19 protein-coding genes are annotated in these 24,590 nt (G+C 35.7%); 9 read left to right on the top strand and 10 right to left on the bottom strand.

Annotated elements, in window-relative coordinates:
• Positions 1-275 precede the first annotated feature (275 nt).
• The gene (fbp, locus tag M0051_RS17000) at positions 276-1,298 is read left to right on the top strand and encodes a class 1 fructose-bisphosphatase (RefSeq protein ID WP_306742733.1); all 1,023 of its coding nucleotides are present in this window, start codon (positions 276-278) and stop codon (positions 1,296-1,298) included.
• Between the two features lie 85 nt (positions 1,299-1,383).
• Here the strand turns inward: fbp and M0051_RS16995 are convergent, their stop codons facing one another.
• From M0051_RS16995 to M0051_RS16985, 3 genes are all read right to left on the bottom strand, one after another.
• Positions 1,384-2,460 carry a hypothetical protein gene (locus M0051_RS16995; RefSeq protein ID WP_306742732.1) on the bottom strand — a complete coding sequence of 359 codons (1,077 nt, stop codon included), beginning with the start codon at positions 2,458-2,460 and terminating at the stop codon, positions 1,384-1,386.
• A complete protein-coding gene (locus tag M0051_RS16990) occupies positions 2,372-3,622 on the bottom strand; it encodes a DNA cytosine methyltransferase (RefSeq protein ID WP_306742731.1) in 1,251 nt (416 codons plus the stop codon). The genes M0051_RS16995 and M0051_RS16990 overlap by 89 nt, the downstream gene beginning before the upstream one ends.
• Before the next feature lie 381 nt (positions 3,623-4,003).
• A complete protein-coding gene (locus M0051_RS16985) occupies positions 4,004-4,669 on the bottom strand; it encodes a hypothetical protein (RefSeq protein ID WP_306742730.1) in 666 nt (221 codons plus the stop codon).
• Positions 4,670-5,173: 504 nt separating this feature from the next.
• Here M0051_RS16985 and M0051_RS16980 point away from each other — a divergent pair.
• Both M0051_RS16980 and mfd read left to right on the top strand, forming a co-directional pair.
• A complete protein-coding gene (locus M0051_RS16980; protein WP_306742729.1) occupies positions 5,174-5,746 on the top strand; it encodes a hypothetical protein in 573 nt (190 codons plus the stop codon).
• A 119-nt stretch (positions 5,747-5,865) separates the two neighbouring features.
• A complete protein-coding gene (gene mfd / locus M0051_RS16975) occupies positions 5,866-9,216 on the top strand; it encodes a transcription-repair coupling factor (RefSeq protein WP_306742728.1) in 3,351 nt (1,116 codons plus the stop codon).
• Positions 9,217-9,279: 63 nt separating this feature from the next.
• Here mfd and M0051_RS16970 read toward each other — a convergent pair whose 3' ends face one another.
• Positions 9,280-10,746 (bottom strand): PAS domain S-box protein, encoded by a 1,467-nt coding sequence (locus tag M0051_RS16970; RefSeq protein ID WP_306742726.1) that lies wholly within the window; start codon positions 10,744-10,746, stop codon positions 9,280-9,282.
• Between the two features lie 205 nt (positions 10,747-10,951).
• On the opposite strand from M0051_RS16970, the gene M0051_RS16965 reads away from it, so the two are divergent.
• From M0051_RS16965 to M0051_RS16940, 6 genes are all read left to right on the top strand, one after another.
• Positions 10,952-11,695 carry a type III pantothenate kinase gene (locus tag M0051_RS16965; RefSeq protein WP_306742725.1) on the top strand — a complete coding sequence of 248 codons (744 nt, stop codon included), beginning with the start codon at positions 10,952-10,954 and terminating at the stop codon, positions 11,693-11,695.
• A gap of 254 nt (positions 11,696-11,949) precedes the next feature.
• Entirely contained in the window at positions 11,950-13,287 is a 1,338-nt protein-coding gene (locus tag M0051_RS16960) for a lipopolysaccharide assembly protein LapB (RefSeq protein ID WP_306742723.1), read from the top strand.
• Positions 13,280-13,864 carry an LPS export ABC transporter periplasmic protein LptC gene (gene lptC / locus M0051_RS16955; protein WP_306742722.1) on the top strand — a complete coding sequence of 195 codons (585 nt, stop codon included), beginning with the start codon at positions 13,280-13,282 and terminating at the stop codon, positions 13,862-13,864. Before M0051_RS16960 ends, lptC begins: the two co-directional genes overlap by 8 nt.
• A 42-nt stretch (positions 13,865-13,906) precedes the next feature.
• Positions 13,907-14,110: a hypothetical protein gene (locus tag M0051_RS16950; RefSeq protein WP_306742721.1), complete on the top strand. Its 204-nt coding sequence runs from the start codon at positions 13,907-13,909 to the stop codon at positions 14,108-14,110.
• Positions 14,111-15,370, top strand: coding sequence for a hemolysin family protein (locus M0051_RS16945; RefSeq protein ID WP_306742720.1), 1,260 nt, complete (start codon positions 14,111-14,113; stop codon positions 15,368-15,370).
• 235 nt (positions 15,371-15,605) lie between these two features.
• Entirely contained in the window at positions 15,606-17,729 is a 2,124-nt protein-coding gene (locus tag M0051_RS16940; protein WP_306742719.1) for a peptidylprolyl isomerase, read from the top strand.
• 411 nt (positions 17,730-18,140) lie between these two features.
• On the opposite strand, the gene M0051_RS16935 is transcribed toward M0051_RS16940, so the two are convergent.
• Genes M0051_RS16935 through murC form a run of 6 tightly spaced genes read right to left on the bottom strand, consistent with a single transcriptional unit; the run spans position 18,141 to position 24,589 of the window.
• Positions 18,141-18,587 carry a GatB/YqeY domain-containing protein gene (locus M0051_RS16935; protein ID WP_306742718.1) on the bottom strand — a complete coding sequence of 149 codons (447 nt, stop codon included), beginning with the start codon at positions 18,585-18,587 and terminating at the stop codon, positions 18,141-18,143.
• Between the two features lie 25 nt (positions 18,588-18,612).
• Positions 18,613-19,836, bottom strand: a complete 1,224-nt coding sequence (gene ftsZ, locus M0051_RS16930) for a cell division protein FtsZ (protein WP_306742717.1) — start codon at positions 19,834-19,836, stop codon at positions 18,613-18,615.
• A 54-nt stretch (positions 19,837-19,890) separates the two neighbouring features.
• A complete protein-coding gene (ftsZ, locus tag M0051_RS16925; RefSeq protein ID WP_306742716.1) occupies positions 19,891-21,192 on the bottom strand; it encodes a cell division protein FtsZ in 1,302 nt (433 codons plus the stop codon).
• A gap of 32 nt (positions 21,193-21,224) precedes the next feature.
• The gene (ftsA, locus tag M0051_RS16920) at positions 21,225-22,487 is read right to left on the bottom strand and encodes a cell division protein FtsA (protein WP_306742714.1); all 1,263 of its coding nucleotides are present in this window, start codon (positions 22,485-22,487) and stop codon (positions 21,225-21,227) included.
• A gap of 1 nt (position 22,488) precedes the next feature.
• Positions 22,489-23,220: a cell division protein FtsQ/DivIB gene (locus tag M0051_RS16915; RefSeq protein ID WP_306742713.1), complete on the bottom strand. Its 732-nt coding sequence runs from the start codon at positions 23,218-23,220 to the stop codon at positions 22,489-22,491.
• A 4-nt stretch (positions 23,221-23,224) separates the two neighbouring features.
• The gene (gene murC, locus M0051_RS16910; protein WP_306742712.1) at positions 23,225-24,589 is read right to left on the bottom strand and encodes a UDP-N-acetylmuramate--L-alanine ligase; all 1,365 of its coding nucleotides are present in this window, start codon (positions 24,587-24,589) and stop codon (positions 23,225-23,227) included.
• Position 24,590 lies beyond the last annotated feature (1 nt).

Here is a 24,590-nt window from a genome sequence, read left to right as displayed (position 1 = left end):
GTTATATTGATTTTGGCTTTCGCCGCTTTTAATAAAAATTGAAGGTACTAAATAAAGCTTGAGCAAAGCAAAATTATTTTTTAACATTTTGGTTTTTTCACATTTTTTAAGATAACAAACTGCTGTATAACAGATCGAACTTGATTTAACCGTAAGAAATACTATTTTGATTAAAACAAAACTTTTCTGTCAACGTTTGAAATAAGGGTTTGGCATTAAATAAAAAAGCATAACTTTATGCCACCAAATGAATGTAAACCAAAAGCCTTTTTAAAATGACTGAACACAATAATGTTCAAACCCTGAATCAATTTATTATTGAGCGTCAGTCTGATCATCCAGGAGCAAAAGGAGAGTTGTCTCGTTTGCTTCATCACGTAGAAATTGCTGCCAAAATTGTAAACCGCGCTGTAAACAAAGCTGGTTTGGTAGATATTCTAGGTGAACACGGCGATCAGAATGTTCAGGGGGAAGATCAGCAAAAGCTGGATGTTTTTGCCGATACACACTTTATTGATGCCTTAAGAGCAAGTGGCGAATGTGCTGCTGTGGCTTCGGAAGAGAACGAAGACATAATCATTTTCGAAGATGAGATGTGCAAAAACGGAAAATATGTTTTCTGTATGGATCCATTGGATGGCTCTTCGAATATTGATGTAAATGTTTCCATTGGAACCATTTTCTCGATTTTTGAACGCATTACCCCTCGCGGACAAGTTGCCAATATGGAAGACTTCTTACAAGAAGGAACCAAACAGGTTGCTGCTGGGTATATTATTTACGGATCATCAACCATGTTGGTGTATACCACTGGCAATGGAGTAAACGGATTTACGCTTGATCCTTCAATCGGAGAATTCTGTTTGTCGCATCCAAACATTAAAACACCAAAATCGGGAACCATTTATTCCATTAACGAGGGAAACTACATTAATTTCCCACAAGGAGTAAAAAAATACATTAAGTATTGCCAGGAGAAAGATGCTCGCAGCAAACGACCATTTACTTCGCGATACATTGGTTCTTTGGTAGCCGATTTTCACCGCAATTTGTTGAAAGGTGGGATTTTTATTTACCCACAAACCAATAAAAATCCTGAAGGCAAGCTGCGATTGATGTATGAATGTAATCCTGTAGCGTTTATTGCCGAGCAAGCAGGCGGCATGGCTATCGATGGAAATGGCAGAATCATGGAAATAAAGCCTGATTCGCTTCACCAGCGCGTTCCTTTTTATACGGGTTCGACCAAGATGGTGAAAAAAACAGAAGAGTTTCTGCACTTCTTCAACAATATTTGATTTCAACAACTAACCAGAACTCAAAATGCAAAGCCACTTCTCAAATGAGGAGTGGCTTTGGTTTATATGTAAATCTAAATAAATTTCAGCTATAAACAGGCTCCATATAACAATCTAGAAACTCCTCAGTAACTCCTTTTATTTTTCTTTTTTGACAAAGAGCATAAAGTTCCTCTACTGCTGAATACGGAAAAAACTTTGTTTCTAATTCCGCAAATTGAGGTTTATTGGCTTCTTTAACAACTTTAGCTCTATCTTCATCAGGGGCAACAACTACATACCTTGTAGGAAAAGGAGGGAAACGATCATAAAAATTCTTCATCCTTGTCAATCCACTCGTAACTCCTGTTGAATGTTCAATTTCCATAACTGCAGGCATCAACCTACCATTTTTAAACCAAATACAATCAATTAAAAGTGCTGCCTTTATTGCATCTTGATGAGATTTTATCAACACTTCATCGTCTAATTTAGAAATAACACCTTCAAATTCTCCGAGTTTTTTATTTTGATATAAGATTCCCTTATCATTTTGAGCAACCCAAGTTCTAAAACCTAATTGTTTTCCTATAAAATACAAAGCTACTTGAATCTGAGCATGCCTTCTTTTTAAATCAATATCCAGTTCATCAACAACTAAATCATTGGGTAAAACAAGCGAATCATAATAAGCCTCCAAAACCGGAATTTCGGAAATCACTATATCTGTCTTTTTTTCTTTTACAATACCATTCTCATGAGGCAAATTAGGCATCCACATTAAATGCTTATGTCCTTTTTTTATGGTATCATTTGAATTTATACTTTCAATTCTTCCAGGATAACAAAAATAAAACTGTGGAGTGTGAGCAATTAAAGCTTCAAGTACAGATCGTGTATTATAACTAGCTCCTAAAATTCTATCAACATTTATTGGTTGATTTGGTCGGATCGCATTAACCAATCTCCAAATCATCTGTGAAGAGATAGTTACTGTTCTTTTATGTTCAAATGACTCTCCTTTTGATGGATCGCATCTTTTTATCCTAATAGGACCTTCAGGTAAGGTGACATGTTCGATCTTAATTATCCCTTTATTCTTCGGGTTCAAATACTGATAACTGTTGTGCCTGGGAAGTTGATTTATAAAGGCCACAATGTTTTGAGCTGTCAATTTCTCCATTAATATTTATTTTTTTATCATTTAACTCATTTATAAAATTAAAAATTGTTTGTGCCAATCCTCTTGCTGCTAAATATGGAACACCATTTCCAATTGCTTTAAATGAATTTGTAAGAGTAGTATCATTGGGGATGATGAATTCTTTAGGTAAAGATTGAATAGACAAGGCCTCTGCTACAGATATTCTACGAGCCTTAAACGGATGCAAATGAACTTCATTATTACCATATGCTGCAGTTGGAGAATACCTCCATCGATGTAATCTCTTATATGATTTTTTTCTATCATCTCCCTCTGCAATACTTAAGAACTTAACAAGACCTGCCTTTGGTTTAAAATGCATTGATTGATTTGAGTGATTTTGAACATCATTTTTATCAAACCAATATTTAATAGTTAACTCTTGAGGTATTTCATTTGGAATTGAAATTTCAGAATCTTGAATAAATCTATCAGACTCTGGCCAATTCAATGCAAAAACTTTCTGTTTGTCATACTTAACTCCAAAATCCCAATTAAAATTCCACAGAAGATTGGTTCCATTGCTTTTATATTTTTTCTTATCAAGATATTCCTTACTAAAACCTACCAAAATAATTCTATCTCGATCTTGTGCTACCCCATACTCTATTGAATTTATAAGCTTTTCTGTCAATAAGAATCCATTCCTATAAAATTTATCTTTTAGAGTTTCATAGAACTCCCTATGCTTTTTAGTTCTCCACAATCCTTTTACATTTTCAAATAAAAAGAAATCTGGTTTCGTTTCACAAATTAAATCTGTATAAGTACCCGATAACTTTCCATTTTCACCTTCTTTACCCTTATTTTTCCCTCCTACTGAAAAATCGGGACATGGTGGTCCTCCAAGGAATCCAACTGCTTCATAATTTTTCCTTGCCTCACCTATTTGATTCTTCAACACAATCAGGTTATCGCTTTTTCGAAACTCACTTATATCACAAACATGATATCCATATTGTGGATGCTCAATTTTCATATTTTCTCTTGCACCTCTATATATATCCATAAAAGGTTTGTGATATTCATTAACCGATAATGTATCAAAATAACCTGTTTTCTCAAATCCTAAATCAAGAAATCCTGCTCCTGAAAAAAATGAGAAAATTCCAACTCTACCATCTTTCTGATCCTCTTTCATAGGAAACAAAAATACTATTTTTATCAGCTTATTTGATAATAAATTCTATTCGTATAATACTTTCTTCAAATTAGTAAAAACTCACCTCCCACTCATGCAAACCATATTTTTTTCCAGAAAAATGTTCTTTGCAAGCATGTGATGGGTATTTTTCTATAGTGGAATATGATTTGCAAGCTTGCGAAGCATGTTCTCCCGTAAAAAAAAGTGCTATGCACATTTGCAAAGCATATTCGATTTGGGTGGAATGTGCTTCTCATGCATGAGAAGCATGTTTTTTTGTAGTAGAATGAGCTTCGCACGTCTGCAAAGCTCATTCAATTTGCGGAGCATGCACTTTGCAAGCTTGCAAGGCACATTTTCCAGCAAACTAACCCAAATTTATGCTTCTTCTGTTACCTCTTCCTCAACCTCTTTTGGTTTTGGAGCTGTTTTAGGGAACAATCGGTCAGCGAATTTTTTGCCGAACAATTTCACAGCATCATGGTAGTTGTACTCATACTGCTTGCGCAAATCGGCCTGAGCCAATTCTTCGTTTGCTACCGCTATTTTCACTTTGTTATCTTCATCCGTTAAATTCGTTAGAGCCGTTTGAACATCGGTAATTGCAGTATTCAATAAAGCTACATTTGCATGCAATTCATGTTCGGCTCCCAAGGATGTTAATCGCTCCAATATCTGAATTGCCAAGCCAACCTCTTTTGTAAAAGGTGCCCGAACAATATCAGAATACTTCCCATCAGGGAACAATAAGTTATAAATTGGTCGACCTGGATTTCTGCGATCGTACTGCTTGGCCGAATCGGAAATGTTTCGAATGGTATCATCCAAAACAGCATCTTTATACACCAAGATATCGTAAGCCGCATCACGATTCTCTTTTGCTGCAAGAGTTGCCAAATTCTTCTCTTTTAGGCTACTTACTTTAGGAACAATTGCTTTCGATAATTGCTCAGCTCCCTGCGTCTGATTACACAAGCGAATATGACGGTTCGTATTGCTCATGTGAGTCTGCGACGACATTTTGTCGTTCAATAATTTTGCCATCTTCTTAAATTTTAAAGATTCTACTTGTATTTATTTGGGTTAGTCGGTTTCTATTTTTTTATCAATCATAAATTCCCTTCCTCACTCAACACCAGCAAACATCAGTCATTCAACAACAAAATCGCCATATATTATTTTATGATTCAGATATGAATTTAACATTTTATTTTTAAACCCGACATAAAATCCTATCCTTTTTGACCAATAAAATCATTTAATCAGGATTTTATGTGTTTTTATCAGGAATTTTTAGCAAATCAACAGAGGTTTGGATCCCCCTAGTTAAACTCACAATGCTTTAAAATCATTTACAGCTTATGTCTATTCTGTGGGGCTCACTTCCTGTGAAGCTCTCAGTTTACAAAAATTGATACTCTCAACTTAGAATGAGAGCATCAGAATCAGCAACGCATTATTGACATCCCCCTCACTTTGTTGTAATTTAGCTACACCAATCTTGCACTGCCGTTTAGCATACTTTATTCACTTTTAAATCCTATAGAAATGAAATCAATATGCATCCTATTGGTCTTACTCATTTTTGCCTTGCCAGCACTATCTCAAGAAGAAAAGGTAATTATCAACGACATTGAGTTGAATCAAAGTCAAATGGAAGAGTTTGAAAAATATTATGGTACCAAGCCTCTTCCGGGTAATTATTGGTACGATAAAACCAGTGGTTTGTATGGGGTTGTTGGCTATGCTTCATTTGGTTTTATGTTGCCTAACCATGACTTGGGCCACTTAAAGCGTAATGCCTCAAACGGACAAACCAATGTGATTGTAAATGGCAGGGAATTGCCACAAAACGAATGGCTGGTTTGGAGCTATGTATTGGGCTATTACATTCAGCCGGGAAATTACTGGTTCGATCATTTGGGAAATGCAGGCTATGTCGGAAATCCTATTCCTACCGTAAATTTATACTTGACCGCACAACAGAATGGCTACAGTGGCAAAGGAAGTGGAGGTGATAATTTTTGGTCGACCCGATTTAGTGCCGGCAATTACGATCAAGGAAATACCAGAGGTTATGTAAGTGTACCCGGACATGGGCCTGTGGGGTATGGTTTTTAGAATGGAAAAGTAATAAGTATAAAGGAGAAAATAAGGTTAAAACTTTATACTTTTTCCTTAACACTTTCAACTTGATTTTTTTCCCTAAATTTGCCTTTCAATCAATAAAAAGGGATTCATTGGAACTTCAAGAACTTAAAAACATTTTTGCTGGTCACCCAGCACGATTCAGCATTGAGAAACATTTACATGGTAACAATAATTTTCACCTACACTTGCGTGGATTGGTAGGATCAGCTTTGCCCGTAATGGTTTCATCATTGGAAAGCCAGGCAAAACCTCAACTATTTATTTTAAATGATAAAGAGGAGGCTGCCTATTTTTATAATGATTTGTGCAATTTGATTGACGAAAGTTCGGTTCTTTTCTTTCCATCGTCGTACAAGCGTTCGGTACAATACGAAAAAACGGATAACTCCAACATTATTCTGCGCGCCGAAACTTTAAACCGATTAAATTCCAATCATCAACCAAGCTACATTGTTACTTTTCCCGAAGCAATTGTTGAGAAAGTAATCAGTCAGGATCAGCTGACCGAAAATACCCTTAAAATTAAGATTGGGGAAAAATTATCACCCGAGTTTGTAGAAGAAGTTTTGGTAGATTACGAATTCGAGCGTGCCGACTTTGTGGTTGAGCCCGGTCAGTTTTCAATTCGTGGTAGCATCATCGATATCTTTTCTTTTTCGGATGAGCATCCATACAGAATCGATTTCTTCGGTGAAGAAGTGGAATCCATTCGTGTGTTCGATGTAGAAAATCAGCTTTCGATTAAAAAGCTGGATACGGTTGATATTATTCCAAACATACAGGAAAATCTTTTAAAGAATTCAAGAATCTCATTTCTGAATTTTGCCCCGGACCAATCGGTTTTTTGGTGTAAGAATGTACAGTTCATTAGCGATAGAATTCAGGCAATCTATGAAAATACCATCGAGAAAGTCCCTACTTTGGAATTGGGAGAAGATACGGTTGCAACAAAAGATTACCTGATAAAAGGTTTGGATTTTATCGATCAGTTAAATCAATACTCTTGTATTGAATTTGGGCAAAAATTCTTTTTCCCAACTGAGAACGAAATTCAGTTCAACCAAGCACCGCAACCGGCTTTCAATAAAAATTTCGATTTATTGGGCGAACACTTGCTGAATAACAACGCAAGGGCCGAAAGCAATTACATTCTGTCTGATAATGCCAAGCAGATTGAGCGTATTCAAAATATTTTCGACGATAAAGGCATTGAAGTAGAATTCCAATCTGTAGATCAAACCTTGCACGAAGGTTTTTCCGATCGGGATTTAAGAATTTCGGTATTTACCGATCATCAGATTTTCGATCGTTACCACAAGTTTAAACTAAAAACAGCTACGGTACACAAGGCCAAGGAATCGGTTACCTTAAAAGAAATCAACCGACTTCATCCGGGCGATTATATTGTGCATGCCGATCATGGTATTGGCCGTTTTGGAGGTTTGCAGAAGATTGATGTGAATGGGAAAGATCAGGAAGCAATCCGCTTGGTATACAAAGACAATGACATTTTGTTTGTGAGTTTGCACTCGCTGCACAAAATCTCTAAATACAAAGGCAAAGACGGTTCGGCCCCGAAAATTTACAAATTGGGAACCGGAGCATGGCAAAAGCTGAAAGAGAAAACCAAAAGCAAGGTTAAAGACATTGCCAAAGAATTGATTGCCCTTTATGCAAAACGTAAGGCCGAAAGAGGATTTCAGTTCAGTGCCGATTCGTACATGCAACAGGAGCTGGAAGCTTCATTTATTTATGAAGATACGCCAGACCAGGTAAAAGCTATAAAGGCTACCAAAGAAGGAATGGAATCGCCATTCCCAATGGACCGATTGGTTTGTGGTGATGTTGGTTTCGGGAAAACCGAAATTGCCATTCGTGCTGCTTTTAAAGCTGTGGCCGACAACAAACAGGTTGCTGTTTTGGTTCCAACAACCATTCTGGCATTTCAGCACTTTAAAACTTTCAGCGATCGATTAAAGAATTTTCCTTGCAGAGTTGATTACATCAGCCGCATGCGAAAAGCAAAAGATCAAAAAGAAATATTAAAAGATCTTAAAGCTGGTCAAATCGACATTTTAATCGGAACACACCGAATTATTGGAAAAGATATCGACTTTAAAGATTTGGGATTACTGATTGTTGATGAAGAGCAAAAATTTGGGGTATCGGTAAAAGAAAAGCTGAAACAGATGAAAGTAAATGTGGATACTTTAACGCTTACTGCAACGCCGATTCCAAGAACACTGCAATTCTCATTAATGGGGGCTCGCGATCTGTCAATTATCAATACGCCGCCACCTAACCGATATCCAATTGTAACCGAAGTTCACAATTTTAACGAAGACATTATTCGCGAAGCCATTACATACGAAGTGGAGCGCAACGGACAGGTTTTCTTCATCCATAATCGTGTTCAAAATATTAAAGAGGTTCAGGATATGATTCACAGAACAGTTCCTGGAGTTTCAACGGTTGTTGCCCATGGTCAGATGGATGGACCAAAACTGGAGAAAATCATGCTCGAATTTATTCGAGGCGATTACGATGTGCTGATTGCAACAACCATTATCGAATCAGGTCTTGATATTCCAAATGCCAATACCATTATTATTAACAATGGTCAGAATTTTGGCTTGAGTGAATTGCATCAGTTGCGCGGTCGTGTAGGTCGCTCAAACAAAAAAGCTTTCTGTTATTTGTTGACTCCTCCTATGGAATCGATGACCCAGGAAGCCAGACAAAGACTGCAGGCCATCGAAAACTTCTCGGAACTGGGAAGTGGGTTTAATATTGCCATGCAAGATTTGGACATTCGTGGAGCAGGAAACTTATTGGGAGGTGAACAATCAGGTTTCATTACTGATATTGGTTACGAAACCTATCAGCGAATTCTGAATGAAGCCATGCTTGAATTGAAAGAAAACGAGTTCAAAGATGTTTTTGCCGATGAAAAGAAAGAGGAAGAAAAAGAAGTAATCCGTTTTATTAATGATTGCCAGATTGACACCGATCTTGAAATTTTGTTCCCGGAAGAATATGTAGAAAGCATTTCGGAGAGAGTTCGCCTTTATCGTGAATTGGATAATATCGAAACCGAAGAAGAAATCGAAAAATTCGAAGCCCAATTACAAGATCGATTTGGCAATTTGCCCGAACCAAGTATTGAATTGCTAAACGTGGTTCGTTTAAGATGGTTGGCTCTTGACTTGGGAATTGAAAAACTGATCTTGAAAAGCAACAAGCTGGTTCTTTATTTTATTTCCGATCAAGATTCTCCTTTCTATCAATCGGCGCAATTCAGTAAAGTGCTTCAATTCTTGCAAGCCCAAACCATTCCTTGTAAAATGAAGGAAGCAAAAAACAGGCTGAGTTTAAGCTTCGAAAAAGTTTCGAATATCGTTGCTGCCAGTGAAATATTGAAACAAATCAATCAGGAATAATGATAAAAAAAAGATCGCTAAGTTTAATTCTCAGCGATCTTTTCAATATTTATTGATGTAAATTTAATCTTCTTGTATTTCTCTCAGCAAAACCAAAGCCTTATCATTTCCCAAATTGGTAATGCGGGCTTCGTACCAACACTTACCATTTACAGATTCTATTTCATATTTAAACTTCTCCATAAAACCCACATTTAAAACTTTCTCTATTTTCTCTTCAGCCAATTGCAAAACTTCGCCTGAAAATATCTTATCCAGATGTGCTCCTATAATTTCATCTTTTGGAAGATCTAAAACGGAATTATCATCCATTTTATAATCTTCAAAAATCCCCTCACGGTTCACAACAAAAATTAAATCAGGAATTGCATTAATTAAATCCTTATTTCGACGCTCACTTTCCTCAAGCATCAACTGACTTTGCTTCCGAACAGTTACATCCCTTACATAGCAAACTATTCCTTTATCGATTCCCTTTTCGTTTTTTAGCATCGACGAATACAGCTTTAGATAGGTCTCTTTTCCATCGATATCAAATAGAAGCTCTACTTCGTAATTGCTATCTTTTTCGGTTGGAATCAATAAGTCCTCAGCAAATGATTTTTCTCTTCCCGACAAAGATAATTCGCTATAAGGTTTGCCAATTATCTCTGATTCACTTTTGCCAAAAATTCTTTCACATCCATTATTCCATGATCTTACGATTCCATTCAAATCGAAGGTAACCACACCATCGTGGAAATGGTTAATAATATCCGCTTTTTCAGCCAACATCTCCCTGTAGGCATATTCCTGAGTTACATCACGTATAATAAACTGAAGATTATTCTTACCATTAAACTCAATATGAGCTGCAGTTAATCCAACATCAAACGGATCGCCATGAATGGTTTTAAATTTAAGGTGAGTATATTCAATTCCTTGTCCCATTTGAACAGCCCGGTCGAACTTTTCTTTAAATTCTTCTTGATATTCTTCACTGATATAGGAAAGAAGTTGAAGTCCTATTAGATCTTCAATATATGCCGTTCTAAATAACTTTAATCCCAAACAATTTAGATATTCAATTCCGCCTGCTTCGTTAATCACCAAAATTGCTTCTGGTGAATCTGTAATAAAATTACGGAATCGCTTCTCTCTCATTTTTTGGTCCAAATCAAACTGATGCTTATAAAATGCCAACTCGATTGATATTCCCAACTCTTTTTTATCAATCGGTTTAACCAGGTATCCGTACGAGTGGGTATTAATTACTCTTTGGATAGTAGATTCCTCAGTATCACTAGAAAGAAAAATAACAGGAATATCAAATTTAGATTTTATCAATTCGGTTGTTTGAATACCGTCGAGATCTCCTCCCAAATGAACGTCCATAAGAACAATATCTGGATTTAATTTTTCGCACAAACGAATGGCTTCTTTACCATCCTCAACAATTCCTAACAAATCGTAACCTAATTCCTTTAAGAACATTCTGAAAATGGTCGAAATTAAGTTGTCGTCCTCAACGATTAAAATCTTTTTTTTCATTAAGCAATAATTGAAAATTTGACCGATACCAATACCATTTAATATCTAGAGCACGGGTTTTTCACCTTTAAAACAAACCAAGAGGATTAATCTTCATTAGTTCCTTTTGAAAAACCTGTAGGGCACCTAATTTATATGCCTAAAGTTTACTAATTTTAAGCGATTTTACAAGCTATTTATAATAATACACATCAATTATTTTCCATTGAATCTTATAATTGACATAGGCAACACAAAAATTAAAGCTAGTATTTTTCTAAAAGGAGAATTAAATACTACCAAAGCTTCTGAAAAAAGAGATGTCGAATTTGTAAAGGATTTACTAAGTGAATTCACTACAATAGAAAAAGTAATCATCTCTTCGGTTAGAGAATATCCCGAAAGGTTGATTAATTTTCTTAAAACAAAAATTCAACATGTTTTCTTTTTTGATTCTAAGCTTCCTATTCCAATAGAAAATTTATATGAATCTAAAAAAACATTGGGTTACGATAGATTAGCTGCCTGCATTGGAGCATATGCAATGAATCCCAATCAGAATATCTTGGTAATTGATGCAGGAACTGCCATCACCTTCGATTTCTTGAATAAGAAAGGACAATACATTGGTGGATGCATTTCTCCTGGTTTAAGTATGCGATATAAAGCTTTGAATCATTTCACAAAGAAACTGCCTCTTCTTTCTGTAAATGAAGATTATCCTTTAATTGGAAAAAACACCAACGAAGCAATAACTGGTGGAGTACAAAACGGAATTGTTTTCGAGGTCGATTCGTACATCAACCAACTAAAGGAGAAATATGCTGATCTTAAAGTAATACTAACAGGTGGTGACGCTCCTTTTTTATACAAGAGTATTACCAACATCGCAATTCTCGAAACGGATGTACTGGCAATTGGGTTGAATCATATCCTCGAATTTAATATTTTGGAACGCTCTAATAATTAACAAAGTTTTTGTTGATTTCCAATTTATTTATAGTTTTGCAAGAAGCTAATTTTAGAGCTTTCAAATGGTTATTTAGAACGAATTCAAAACTTATACTGAAATTTTGGTATGAGTTTTGCAGTTTTAGTTCCAACAAAACTAAAACTTTCGTTATATTTATTCTGACTTAATAGATATGACATTTTATAGGATATTCTAAAGTCCATTTTTATAGTTTTGCAACAATTAAACTTGATTATAAAAAATTTAATAACATGAAAACAAGATTTACAATCGCAACTGTGGTTCTTTTGCTTTCAAGTATGTTTACCCTTAAGGCACAGACTTTGGAATCAAAATATGGATTGGATAGTGCTCAGACTGTATTGAACGCCTCTCTATATGTTGAGATGGTGAAACAAAAAAATTACGAAGAGGCTCTTCCAGGTTGGAGATACGTTTACAATAATGCTCCAGCTTTCCAAAAAACAACTTACATTAAAGGTGTAACAATTATGCGTGGTATGCTACGCAAAACCAAAAACCCAAAGTATGTTGACACTTTGATGATGGTTTACGATCAGCGTATCAAATATTTCGGTAAAGACCGCAAATATCCTGAAGGTTGGATTCTTGGCCGTAAGGGTGGTGATTTATTCAAGTATAAGAAAAAACATATCCCATCGGTTAAAGAAGCTTACAGTATTTTGAAGAAATCTATCGAAATGCAGCAATTAAAATCAGAAGCAACTGTAATAAACTATACTATGGAAGCTTCAGGTATTTTGGTTAAAGCTGGTGAAATTGAGCCAGAAGAAGTAATCGATAACTATCTTCTTTTCATGGATATGGCTAAGAAGCAGATTGATGCTGAAACCAAAGAATCTAAAAAAGAAAACCTTGATAATGCTCGTAAAAACGTAGAGCAAATCTTCTTCAAAGCTGGTGTTGCTGACTGCGAGACATTAAGTAATATCTTTACAGCAAAATTTGAGGCAAACAAAGACGATATGGTTTTGATCAACAAAATCCTTCGTATGTTGAATCGCCAAGAGTGTGAAGATGGTGCTTTATACGCAATGGTTGCTGAAAGAAAATATGAGTTAGAACCAAATGCTGATGCTGCTCACAACTTGGCTAAAATGTTTATCAAGAAAAAAGAGTTTGACAAAAGTATCGGATACTTAGAACAAGCCATTGAATTGGAACAGGATGCTGACATTAAAGCTGACTTACATTACAAACTAGCTTACATCCAACTAAGTCAAAGTAAACTTAGCGCATGTAGAAGTAATGCTTTAAAAGCAGCTAATTTAAGATCCGGATGGGGTGAACCTTACATTCTAATTGGTAAAGCTTATGCCGCATATGCTCCAAAATATGGATCTAAACCAATCGAGAAAAAATATCTTTATTGGTTAGCTGTTGATAAATTCAAGAGAGCTAAAGCAATTGATCCTAATTGTGCAGAAGAAGCTAGCAAGCAAATTGCTACTTATTCTAGACATTTCCCAAATAAAGAAAATGCTTTCTTCGAAGGTATTAAGGATGGAGATGTAATCACTGTAGGTGGTTGGGTTAATGAAACTACAAAGGCTAGACTTAATGAATAGTACGCCAAAAAATAAATACAATATTATCAAAAGCATTGTAATCCTTTCGGGGATTGCGATGCTTTTGTCTTGTGAGAACAGCATGAAAGAGGTGCAGAGTCTTACAACCAACGAAAACCTTCCTTTGCAACAAGGTAAAGAAGTTGAATTTATTTTCACCGATTCAACTAAAATTCAATATCGAGCTTTTGCCGTAGAATTTATTGAAACAGATTCGGAAGAAAGTGGAATGCTTCAAGAATTCCCCAAAGGAGGTAAAATTATTTCATACGATAAGGATGAAACGGTAGCCTGGGAAATTAAAGCAAACTATGCAAAACATTATCCGAAGGATGAACTTTGGGAGTTAAGAAATAATGTGGTTGCCAAAAGTGCAGATGGCAAGACGATTAGTTCTGAACTAATGTTTTGGGATCACACCAAAAAGTTAATTTATTCAAATCAGTATACAAGAATTATCACAGCTGATGGTCAAGTATTGGAAGGCTCTAGCTTTTCAATTGATGAAGACATGAATGATTTAAGACTGAAACAAGGCTCAGGAAAAGTATATTTTGAGGATAAAAATGAGCAATAATCAATAAAGCTTATTATCTTGCATACAACAAAACCTGATAAAGTGAATCAAAAACTACCATTTGTATTAGAAATTGTTTGGTTGATTGTAATGATTAGCAGTGCTAGTCTTGCCGTATACAGAACCATGCAAACCAATTTCTCCGAGAATATTTTATTGTACGTTATTGCCATACTAGCAGCATTAATGTATACTTCGCGTAGATACTTAAGAAGAACCCGAGAGAAAAACCAATCCCAAAAATAAATGAATGATCTGATCATCATTTTTGCCATGCTTGCTCTTTCCGCCTTTTTCTCAGGAATGGAAATTGCTTTTATCGCTGCCAATAAATTGCGCATGGAATTGGATCGAAATAAAAATACCATTTCATCCAGAATTGTATCCATTTTTTCTCGATATCCAGGTCACTATATCAGCACCATGCTGGTAGGTAATAACATTGCGCTTGTAGTGTATGGTATTGTTATGGCAAAAATGCTTGAACCATCAATCGAGCTTTGGGTTGATTCTGAATCATTGGTTTTAACCATTCAAACCATCATCTCAACCATTTTGATTTTGGTTACAGCAGAGTTCATTCCAAAAACATTGTTTAGGCTTAATCCAAATTTTGCACTGAATCTTTTTGCTCTTCCTGTAATGTTCTTTTACATCGTTTTTTATCCGGTTACAATTATAACCATGATGCTATCGAAGAATATTATCCACAAACTATTCAATACCAAAATAACGGAAGACGAGGAAACACAAGCGTTTGGTAAAATCGACCTAGATCATTTGGTACAAGAAGGACAGGATACTCAGGCAATTGCTGAAGATGAACTACATGATATCAAGATTTTTAGAAATGCACTGGATTTTTCCAAAGTGAAACTACGCGAATGTATCGTTCCAAGGAATGAAATAGAAGCCATGGAATTAAATGGTGAACTTGAAGATTTAACACAAAGATTCATTGAAACCGGCTATTCAAGAATTCTAATTTACAAAGAGTCCATAGATAACATTATTGGTTACGTTCATTCATCGGTAATTTTCAAAAAGCCACAAAGTATCAAATCTGCTTTAAGTCGAATTATTTTTGTACCAGAAACCATGGCAGCACATAAGTTGCTAAACCTATTTACCAAGGAACAAAAAAGCATCGCTGTAGTTGTTGATGAATTTGGTGGTACTGCAGGTATGGTTACTATTGAAGATATCATGGAAGAGATATTTGGTGAAATTGAAGATGAACATGATAATATCGATTTGGAAGAGGAAGTTCTATCTGAGAATGAATTTATATTCTCGGGTCGATTAGAAATTGATTATCTGAATGACAAATATGATTTGAACCTTCCTGAATCGGAAGACTTTGAAACCTTGAATGGATTCATTCTATTTAATCACGAAAGTATACCCAAGTATAACGAAACCATCAGAATTGAGAACTTTAATTTTAAGATTGTAGAAGTGAGTAATACCAGGGTCGAGAAAATTAAATTAACCATCATTGCCTAGCGTTTTCATTTCTCATTCACTGAATATTAGACTCAAAATCTTCCAATAAATAATCATTGATATTTGTAATCATTTCGGATAATAAAACTCCTCTTCTGAACATCAATTTTCAAACATTTATCAAGTAATTCTTACTTTACTATAAAAGGCACCAAACTGATAGCTATAAAAGGCAATCATTTCCCATTTTTTTGTATATTCGTAGCCTAATTAAGAAATATTTAAATCTTTTTCGATGGCAACATTACAGAAAATAAGAAACCGTGGTGTGTTTATTGGGATCATCATTGGGGGAGCTTTGTTTGCATTTATTGCTGGTGACGCTCTAAAATCGGGTGGTTCCTTATTGACGAATTCACGAAATGAAATGGCAGAAATTGCAGGTGAATCAGTAAATATTCGTGATTTTCAGAATCGATTCAACCATAATATTGAAGTAGCAAAAATGATGTCTGGTCAATCTTCAATTCCATCAGAACAAATGGATAGATTAAGAGAACAGACTTGGCAGCAAATGGTTCAAGAAATGGTAATGAATGTTGAATATGATGAATTAGGAATTTCAGTAACTTCTGATGAATTATTCGACATGGTTCAAGGTAGAAATATCGACCCTACAATTCGTCAAATGTTCCAAGGTCCTGACGGATCTTTTAACAAAGAACAAGTAGTTGCAACTCTTCAACAGTTAATTAACGCTCCTAAGGGAACTCCGCAAAAAAACTATTGGTTGAACATCGAAAATGCAATGACTACTCAAAGAACTTTAACCAAGTACAATTCTTTAATTCAAAAAGGTTTGTACATGCCAAATGCAATGGTTAAAGATTTAGCTACCAAAGGAAGCAAAAAAGTAGATATCAATTATATCGTTAAAAATTACAACTTGATTCCAGATAGTACAATTACTGTAAGTGATTCTGAAATTAAAGAGTACTATAACGAACACAAAGATTTATTCGAACAAACTGAATCAAGAAGAATTGATTACGTTCCATTTTTGATTGAACCTTCGACTGATGATTATAAAGCTACTGAAAATTCGGTTGCTGATTTAAAAGTAGATTTTGCTGCTGAAACCAACAATGCTCAGTTTGTAGAATTAAATGCGGATACAGATTTCAATCCTTTTTATTTGAAAAAAGAAGACATCACAAATGCTGAGTTAGCAGAATTCGCATTCTCAGGTAAAAAAGGTGATGTGAGTGGTGTATACTCAGAAGGTGATTCATACAAATTAGCTAAAATCAACGAAGTTAAAATGCTTCCTGATTCTGTTAAAGCACGTCATATCTTAATTCGTCCGGTAAACGGTGATTATGCTGCTGCACAAGCTAAGGCAGATAGCTTAAAAACATTACTTGAAAAAGGAGCTCGTTTCGATGATTTAGCAAAAGCTAATTCAGATGATCAAGGATCAGCTATTAATGGCGGTGATCTTGGTTGGTTCACACAAGGTAAAATGGTTCTTCCATTTAGCGAGGCTGCTTTCGATTCGAAAAGAAACGAAATCAAAGTTGTTCTAACTCAATTTGGAGCTCACGTTTTACAAGTAACCAACAAAGGAAAAGCAGTTAAAAAAGTACAGTTGGCAATTGTTGACCGTAAAGTTGAAGCTAGTAACAAAACAATTCAGGCAGCTTACGCTAAAGCTCGTACATTTGCGGGAAACAACTTAAGCAAAGAAGCTTTCTTAAAAGCTGTGTCGGAGCAAAACTTGCAAAGAAGAACTGCTAACCTAAGAAGAGATACCAAAAACATTCCTGGTCTTGAAAACTCAAGAGAATTGGTTAGAGCAGCCTACCAAACTGAAGACATGGAAAATGTTTTGATGAACAACGAACAATCAGCAGTATTTGAATTTGGTGATAAATTTGTTGTTGCTGTTCTTTCTAGCATTAAAGAAGAAGGTTTCGCAAACATCAATGATGTAGCTTCTACTATTAAACGTGAGATTAGAAAAGAAAAGAAAGCTGAGCAAATGATTGCTGAGTTTAAGAAAAACAGCCAAGGAGCACAATCGCTTCTATCTGTTGCACAGAAAGAAAATCTAGAAGTAAAGAATGCAACTGGTATTAGCTTCTCTTCATTCCAGATTCCTGGTGCAGGTATTGAACCAAACGTAATTAGTACTGCTTCTCTTCTTGAAAAAGGAAAGATTTCTGCTCCAATTGAAGGTAACCAGGGTGTTTACATGGTATTAGTTACCAACGAAACAACTGATGAAGTTACTGATGATACAGTTGAAGCTTTCAAAGCAAGATTAGAACAAGGATATCAATATCGTACAAACTATCAAGCATTCCAGGCGTTAAGAGAAAATGCTAATGTTGTTGATAAAAGATATAAGTTTTACTAGACAATAGTAAGCACATAAAGAAAGCGAGGTGATTTGGTCATCTCGCTTTTTTTGTGTCAAATTGTTGGTACAGCTACAAGGTATATTTTTCTTACTGCAGCTTGCAGCATGCTTTTTACATGCTGTATTTTTTATCCAGCAGTCAACAGGATGATTTTTACACACTGTATTTTCTTTACTGCAGCTTGCAGGAAGAATTTTCAGGGATGTATTTTTGCTCCTGCAAGCTGCAGGACGAAAAATACATCTTGGGATAAAAGATTGTATTAACCTGCGTTTACCTAAAGTTCACTATGAAATTTAAATGGAATTATTGGTAATTTCACTCCAAGTGAGAATACGAAGTAGAAAAACAAAAAAAGAGCTGTCAATAAATGACAACTCTTTTTTAATATCGTACAATAAAAGAATTTACGAAAGTAAAGCTTTTACCTTATCAGCAACGGCTTTACCATCGGCTTTACCTGCCAATTGTTTTGTAGCCATTCCCATTACTTTTCCCATTTCTTTCATTGATGAAGCTCCTGTATCAGCAATAATTTTTTGAACTGCTGCAGTCAATTCCTCATCGCTCATTTGAGCTGGTAGATAAACTTCAAGGAAACTCATTTCAAGCAATTCCTTTTCAGCCAAATCTTCTCTTCCACCACCCTTATAGGTATCTGCAGCATCTTTACGTTGCTTCACCAACTTCTGAATAATTTTAACAGCTGCCGCATCTTCAATTTCCGAAGCTCCTGTTTTAGTCATTTCAAGTGTAAGAGCAGTTTTTACAGATCTAATAGCCTGTAACTTATCTTTTTCTTTTGCTTTCATTGCAGATTTCATATCTGCATTAATTTGTTCAAGTAAGCTCATAGTATTTTATTTTATCAAAAATCGTTTATTCATCATCAAGAGTAAATTTAATCACATTTCCTGAATGGTAACGCTTTTGATCCAATTTCTGTTGTTTTCTTTTGTAAGCAGGAATACTTTCGAACTCATCAATTTCTGCATCTTTTAAATCCGTTAGAACCACCTTTTTTTCCTCAACCATTGGTTCCTCTTCCAACGAAATTTTAGTTTGCTGAGCCGTACCTCTTCCTCCTCTAAATGCAGTTGTTTTTGGTTTTTCAATCTCCTCAGTTATTCCTCCATTTTCGAATCCAGTAGCAATAATGGTAACAGATACTTTCTTTCCTAAAGCTAAATCCTGACCTGTTCCCCAAATGATAGATGCACTGTCACCAACTGCTTCTTGAACGTAGTCGGTAATTTCGCCAACCTCGTCCATGGTAACTTCCTCTTCTCCCGAGCTAATATTCAAAAGAATATTTCGTGCTCCTCGAACATCATTACTATTCAACAATGGAGAAGTAAGAGCTTCGCGAATGGCATTTACCGATCGGTCTTCACCTTCTGCCGAAGCTGATCCCATTACCGCAACACCACTATCGGTCATTACCGTTTTTACATCTTCGAAATCCACGTTAATGTATCCGTGTAATGTAATAATTTCGGCAATTCCTTTAGCTGCTGTGGCCAAAACATCATCTGCCTTAGCAAAGGCTGTAGAGAGCTTTAAATCTCCGTATATTTCGCTCAATTTCTCATTATTAATCACCAATAATGAATCCACGTTCTCTTTTAATTTATTGATTCCCTCAATTGCTTGATTCAATCTTTGACGACCTTCAAAACGGAAAGGAATGGTTACAATACCCACAGTTAAGATACCTTGCTCTTTTGCTGTTTTGGCAATCACAGGTGCAGCTCCAGTTCCGGTTCCTCCCCCCATTCCGGCGGTAATGAAAACCATTTTGGTATTATCGGCTAATACTTCATTAACATCATCAATATTTTCAATAGCCGATTGTGCTCCACGCTCCGGTTTATTTCCAGCTCCTCTACCCTCGGTTAAAGATTCTCCCAATTGTATTTTAACAGGTATTTCGCTATTCTCCAAAGCTTGTGCATCGGTATTGCATATCACAAAATCTACATCTTTAATGCCTTGCTGAAACATGTAATTTACAGCATTACCACCACCACCACCAACACCAATTACCTTTATAATTGATGATTCATTCTCGGGTAAGCTAAAATCAATTAAATCTTCTGCCATTTTTTATACTTCTAATCTCTCCTAATTTATAATCACAAAATCAAATTATTGATCTTACATAGGAGTATCCTTGTTATCAAATATATTTGAGAAACTTTTCTTAAACCAACCATTTATACTTTCCTCTTCTTCTTCGTCCACTTCCTTAGTTTCTAAGTGAGGATCTGGTTTGGACTCTGGCTTGGTATTATCGCTTTTTACTTCAAGAATTTCCTCTTTTTCTTCCTCGGAGCGCTTCCGCATTAATTCTTCACGACGCTGAGTTTCTTCTCTTCTTTTTGCTGCTGCTTTTTCTTCATCTGCAGCTGGATTTTCAATGATCAACTCCAATTTTGGGGCATCCTCTGCTCTTTTTCTTGGTTCAATCATCAATTCGGGAATAGGATTTTCAGAAAATCCAGTTGCAATAATGGTAACACTTAGCTCGTCTCCCATTTTCTCATTGTAACCATTTCCCCAAATCACACTCACATCATCTCCAACAACATCCTGTACATAATCGGTAATCTGACTCACTTCCTGCATGGTAACTTCCTCTTTACCAGAAATGATATTCAAAAGAATATTTCGAGCACCAACAATATTATTGCTATTTAAAAGAGGTGAGGTTAAAGCCTCTTCGATAGCTCGAATTGATCTATCTGGTCCTGAAGCAGTAGCTGATCCCATTACAGCCACACCACTATTTCTCATTACTGTTTCAACATCAGCAAAATCGACATTTACATATCCAGCAACTGTTATAATTTCTGCAATACTTTTTGCAGCAACAGAAAGAACATTATCAGCTTCGGCAAATGCATCGGAAAGTTTTAAATCTCCATACATTAATCTCAACTTCTCATTGTTAATAATCAACAATGCATCAACATGCTTTTCAAGGTTTTCAATTCCTTCCATAGCTTGTTGAATCCTTTTCTTTCCTTCGAATCTAAAAGGTATTGTAACAATCCCTACCGTAAGCACATCTTGCTGGCGAGCAGCTTCTGCGATAATCGGCGCAGCACCAGTGCCGGTTCCTCCACCCATTCCGGCAGTTACAAAAACCATTTTGGTTTTTTCACTCAATACTTTGTTGATATCGTCTAAACTTTCTATTGCAGATTCTCTTCCTCGTTCAGGTTTATTTCCTGCTCCTCTTCCTTCGGTTAGCGATTTTCCCAACTGAACTTTAATGGGTACAGGACTATTTTCGAGTGCTTGTGAATCAGTATTACAAATTACAAAATCAACCCCCGTAATTCCTTCTTTTAACATGTGGTTGACGGCGTTTCCTCCACCACCACCCACACCAATTACTTTAATTATGGATTTTTCTTTTGGTTCAAAATTAACCGGTAATAATTCGTCAATCATGATCTCACAGTATTAGGGTTACAATATCTTTTTTACATATCCACATCTTGGGTATCAAATAAAGATCCAAGGAATGCTGTAAATCCTTTTTTCTTTTTTGGTTTATTTCCATTTAAATTGGTCTTTTCCACAGGCTTTGTTTTGGGTTTTTCCATTCCTTTTAATAAAAGACCAATAGAGGTTGAGTACATTGGATGATCAATATTTTCCTCCAAATTCACTTTTGAGTTTCTAGGGAATCCTATTCTTACATCCAAATTCGTTCTTTGCTGTGTTAAAACATCAAGGTTGGTAAGTAAACCTCCCCCTCCGGTTAACACAATTCCAGCACCAATTTTATCTTTCAAACCTGTTGATTCAACCTGGAATTTCACAGAATCGATGATTTCTTCCATTCTGCACTGAATAATTTGAGCGAGAAATTTAAAGGATATATCCTTCTCATCCCATCCACCAGTTGCAGGAATCGTAACTACTTTATCATCTGAAGTCATATCTGCAACAGCTTCACCAAATTGCACTTTTAATGCTTCAGCCTGTCGTGAAAATACCGAACATGCCTCTTTTATATCTCTGGTTACATGATCTCCACCAAATGGAATAACCGAAGCATGTTTTAAAACGCCATCAAAATAAACAGTTACATCGGTGGTTCCACCACCTATATCAACAAGCACAACACCTGCCTCTTTCTCCTCCTTAGTTAAAACTGCCAAGGATGATGCCAAAGGTTCCAGAACCAATTCTTCCACATCCAATCCAACTTCACGAACACATTTTTCGATGTTTCTGGCTGAAGCTGTTCTCCCAATTATGATATTGAAATGCCCGTCTAACCTTCGTCCAGCCATTCCGAGTGGATTCTTAATTCCAACCTCTTTATCAACAACAAATTCTTGAGGAATTACATGTAAAATTTGCTCACCAATTTCAACAGGATGCTTGTAATTCTCATTGGTAATCTGCTCTATATCTTCCTTTGTAATTTCTTCGACCGAATTTTCTATATATTTAAATTTCCTCTCTTTGACTATACGAATATGCTGTCCGGCAATCCCCACATATACCGTAGAAAATTCCTTATTGGTCTTCTCTTTCAAACGAGCCACAGCTTCATTAATAGCCTCGATGGTAAGTTCAATATCATGAATTACTCCACGCTTTACACCTTTAGAAACAGTACGCTCCATACCCAAAATGTTAAGCTTTCCATCATCGGAAATCTCACCAAGTATGGCAACAATTTTTGTTGTTCCTATATCAATTGCGGCTATTATATTATTCGTCCCAACCATTCTAGTTCTTTTTTGTGCAAACCACCTGATTTTCGTACTTCAGGTTGATTCTTTTGTATCTGTTCCACCCGGTTTTTGTAAACCCATCGGTGTACAAAGCATACAATTTTTTGAATTTCTTCTGATAATTTTCAATGCTTCCCAACTCAATTTTATGTGCTCCTACACGTGGTACCAAAACATACTCTTTCCCGCGTGTTACATGTATTTGAGTTATTTGCGACTTCCAAAATTCATCATTTGTAATAAATTTTACCAAATCAAAAAGCTCTTCTTTTATCAACTGCTCATTTACTGCCCCCGAAACCACCAAAACCCTTGATGTAAATTTAGAGGATAATGGCATTTTCTTTCCTTCCTCATCAATATAATATCCTCTTCCCTGTAAAATACGAACAATAGGATTTCTCTGATGAATCTCAATAATCAGATTTCCTGAAAGCGAAGAATAGATTTCCGACCTTTTCACATATGGAATCTGATTGATCTTATCCTCCAAAACTTCCTTATTTATCGCATAAACAGAGTTTCCTTCCCAGTCTGGATACTGTTTTTTTACAATCTTCTCTACATCCTTATTACTAACAAAACCACTGTCTATGCTATCTTTTACCTTAACTTTTATATCATTTAGGATAATGGCATCACCCTTCTCACCTACGAAGGAGAAGCTTACCAATAAATATCCCAACAGTGATATCCAAATTAATATGACAGTAATTTTTTTAAGCATGCTTTTATTTTTCTATCAACATATTCTTAATTGGTTCAACCAATTTATCTATATCCCCAGCACCTAAAGTCAAAAGAACTTCCAAATCTTTTTGCTCCAACAAATCAATCAATTCCTTTTTTGAACAAGTGCAAACTGGAACCGTAATTTTTTTCATGATCATCTTGGAACTTACCCCTTCAATTGGTAATTCTCTTGCCGGATAAATATCCAACAGAATTACTTCATCCAACAAGCTTAAACTTTCCGCAAATCCCTCTGCGAAATCTCTGGTTCTGGTATACAAATGCGGCTGAAAAACTCCAGTAATTTTCTTATTCGGATAAATATCTCTAACCGAAGAAATACTTTCTTTCAACTCCTTTGGATGATGCGCATAATCATCTATAAAAACCAAATTGTCTTTTCTGATTTGATAATCGAATCTTCTTCTAACTCCTTCAAATGATGACAATGCAAATCTGATTTCCTCTTCCTTTACTCCTCCAAGAATAGCTACACTACACGCTCCTATTGCATTTTCTACATTAATCTTACCAGGATAAGAGAATTTTAATTTTTCAAATACTCCTTGCGGATGAACCAAATCAAACTCATAGAAACCTTCAACAAGTGTTAGATTTTTGGCATAAAAGTCTGCAATCTCATTTAGCGAATAGGTATACTTTTCAACCTCGACATTCTCAAGATGCAAACCTTTTTTATGAACTAATATTCCATCCTGCTTTATTTGACCGGCATACTCCTGAAAACTCTTCTCCAATTCTGATTTATCACCATAAATATCCAAATGGTCAGCATCCATTGATGTAATCAACGCAATTTTAGGATGCAACTGCAAAAAAGATCGATCAAACTCATCGGCTTCCAGAATTACCCATGAACTATCTTTGTTCAATAAAAGATTAGACTGATAGTTTCTGGATATGCCTCCCAAAAAAGCATTACAACCCATTTTTGAATTGTTAAAAATATGAGCTGTTATGGTTGAAACCGTAGTTTTCCCATGAGTCCCTGCAATTCCAATTCCATTTAAATCATCCGAAAGCAAACCCAAAACCTGAGATCGTTTCATAATGGTATAGCTATTTAATTTAAAATAGCTCAATTGCTGATGATCTTTTGGAATTGCCGGAGTAAACACAACCAATGTATTTTCCTTATTCAGAAAATCATTTGGTATTGTATCCAAATCATCTTCGAAAGTAATTTTAATACCTTCTTCCAAAAGCTCACCTGTTAGTTTGGTCGATGTTCTGTCATATCCGAACACATTCTTACCTATGGAATGGAAGTAGCGTGCGATTGCACTCATTCCTATTCCTCCAATACCAACGAAATAAATATTTTTAAAATCTTCTAACTTCATA

This window comes from Marinifilum sp. D714 (genome assembly GCF_030851345.1).
Classification (GTDB): domain Bacteria; phylum Bacteroidota; class Bacteroidia; order Bacteroidales; family Marinifilaceae; genus Marinifilum.
Note: the sequence above shows the minus strand (reverse complement) of the source record. Positions and strands in the feature narration are given on the sequence as shown.

Excerpts from the sequence above, each read along its gene's own strand:
- fbp (WP_306742733.1), top strand. The coding sequence starts at position 276 with ATGACTGAACACAATAATGTTCAAACCCTGAATCAATTTATTATTGAG.
- M0051_RS16995 (WP_306742732.1), bottom strand. The coding sequence starts at position 2,460 with ATGGAGAAATTGACAGCTCAAAACATTGTGGCCTTTATAAATCAACTT.
- M0051_RS16990 (WP_306742731.1), bottom strand. The coding sequence starts at position 3,622 with ATGAAAGAGGATCAGAAAGATGGTAGAGTTGGAATTTTCTCATTTTTT.
- M0051_RS16985 (WP_306742730.1), bottom strand. The coding sequence starts at position 4,669 with ATGGCAAAATTATTGAACGACAAAATGTCGTCGCAGACTCACATGAGC.
- M0051_RS16980 (WP_306742729.1), top strand. The coding sequence starts at position 5,174 with ATGAAATCAATATGCATCCTATTGGTCTTACTCATTTTTGCCTTGCCA.
- M0051_RS16970 (WP_306742726.1), bottom strand. The coding sequence starts at position 10,746 with ATGAAAAAAAAGATTTTAATCGTTGAGGACGACAACTTAATTTCGACC.
- M0051_RS16960 (WP_306742723.1), top strand. The coding sequence starts at position 11,950 with ATGAAAACAAGATTTACAATCGCAACTGTGGTTCTTTTGCTTTCAAGT.
- lptC (WP_306742722.1), top strand. The coding sequence starts at position 13,280 with ATGAATAGTACGCCAAAAAATAAATACAATATTATCAAAAGCATTGTA.
- M0051_RS16945 (WP_306742720.1), top strand. The coding sequence starts at position 14,111 with ATGAATGATCTGATCATCATTTTTGCCATGCTTGCTCTTTCCGCCTTT.
- M0051_RS16940 (WP_306742719.1), top strand. The coding sequence starts at position 15,606 with ATGGCAACATTACAGAAAATAAGAAACCGTGGTGTGTTTATTGGGATC.
- M0051_RS16935 (WP_306742718.1), bottom strand. The coding sequence starts at position 18,587 with ATGAGCTTACTTGAACAAATTAATGCAGATATGAAATCTGCAATGAAA.
- ftsZ (WP_306742717.1), bottom strand. The coding sequence starts at position 19,836 with ATGGCAGAAGATTTAATTGATTTTAGCTTACCCGAGAATGAATCATCA.
- ftsZ (WP_306742716.1), bottom strand. The coding sequence starts at position 21,192 with ATGATTGACGAATTATTACCGGTTAATTTTGAACCAAAAGAAAAATCC.
- ftsA (WP_306742714.1), bottom strand. The coding sequence starts at position 22,487 with ATGGTTGGGACGAATAATATAATAGCCGCAATTGATATAGGAACAACA.
- M0051_RS16915 (WP_306742713.1), bottom strand. The coding sequence starts at position 23,220 with ATGCTTAAAAAAATTACTGTCATATTAATTTGGATATCACTGTTGGGA.
- murC (WP_306742712.1), bottom strand. The coding sequence starts at position 24,589 with ATGAAGTTAGAAGATTTTAAAAATATTTATTTCGTTGGTATTGGAGGA.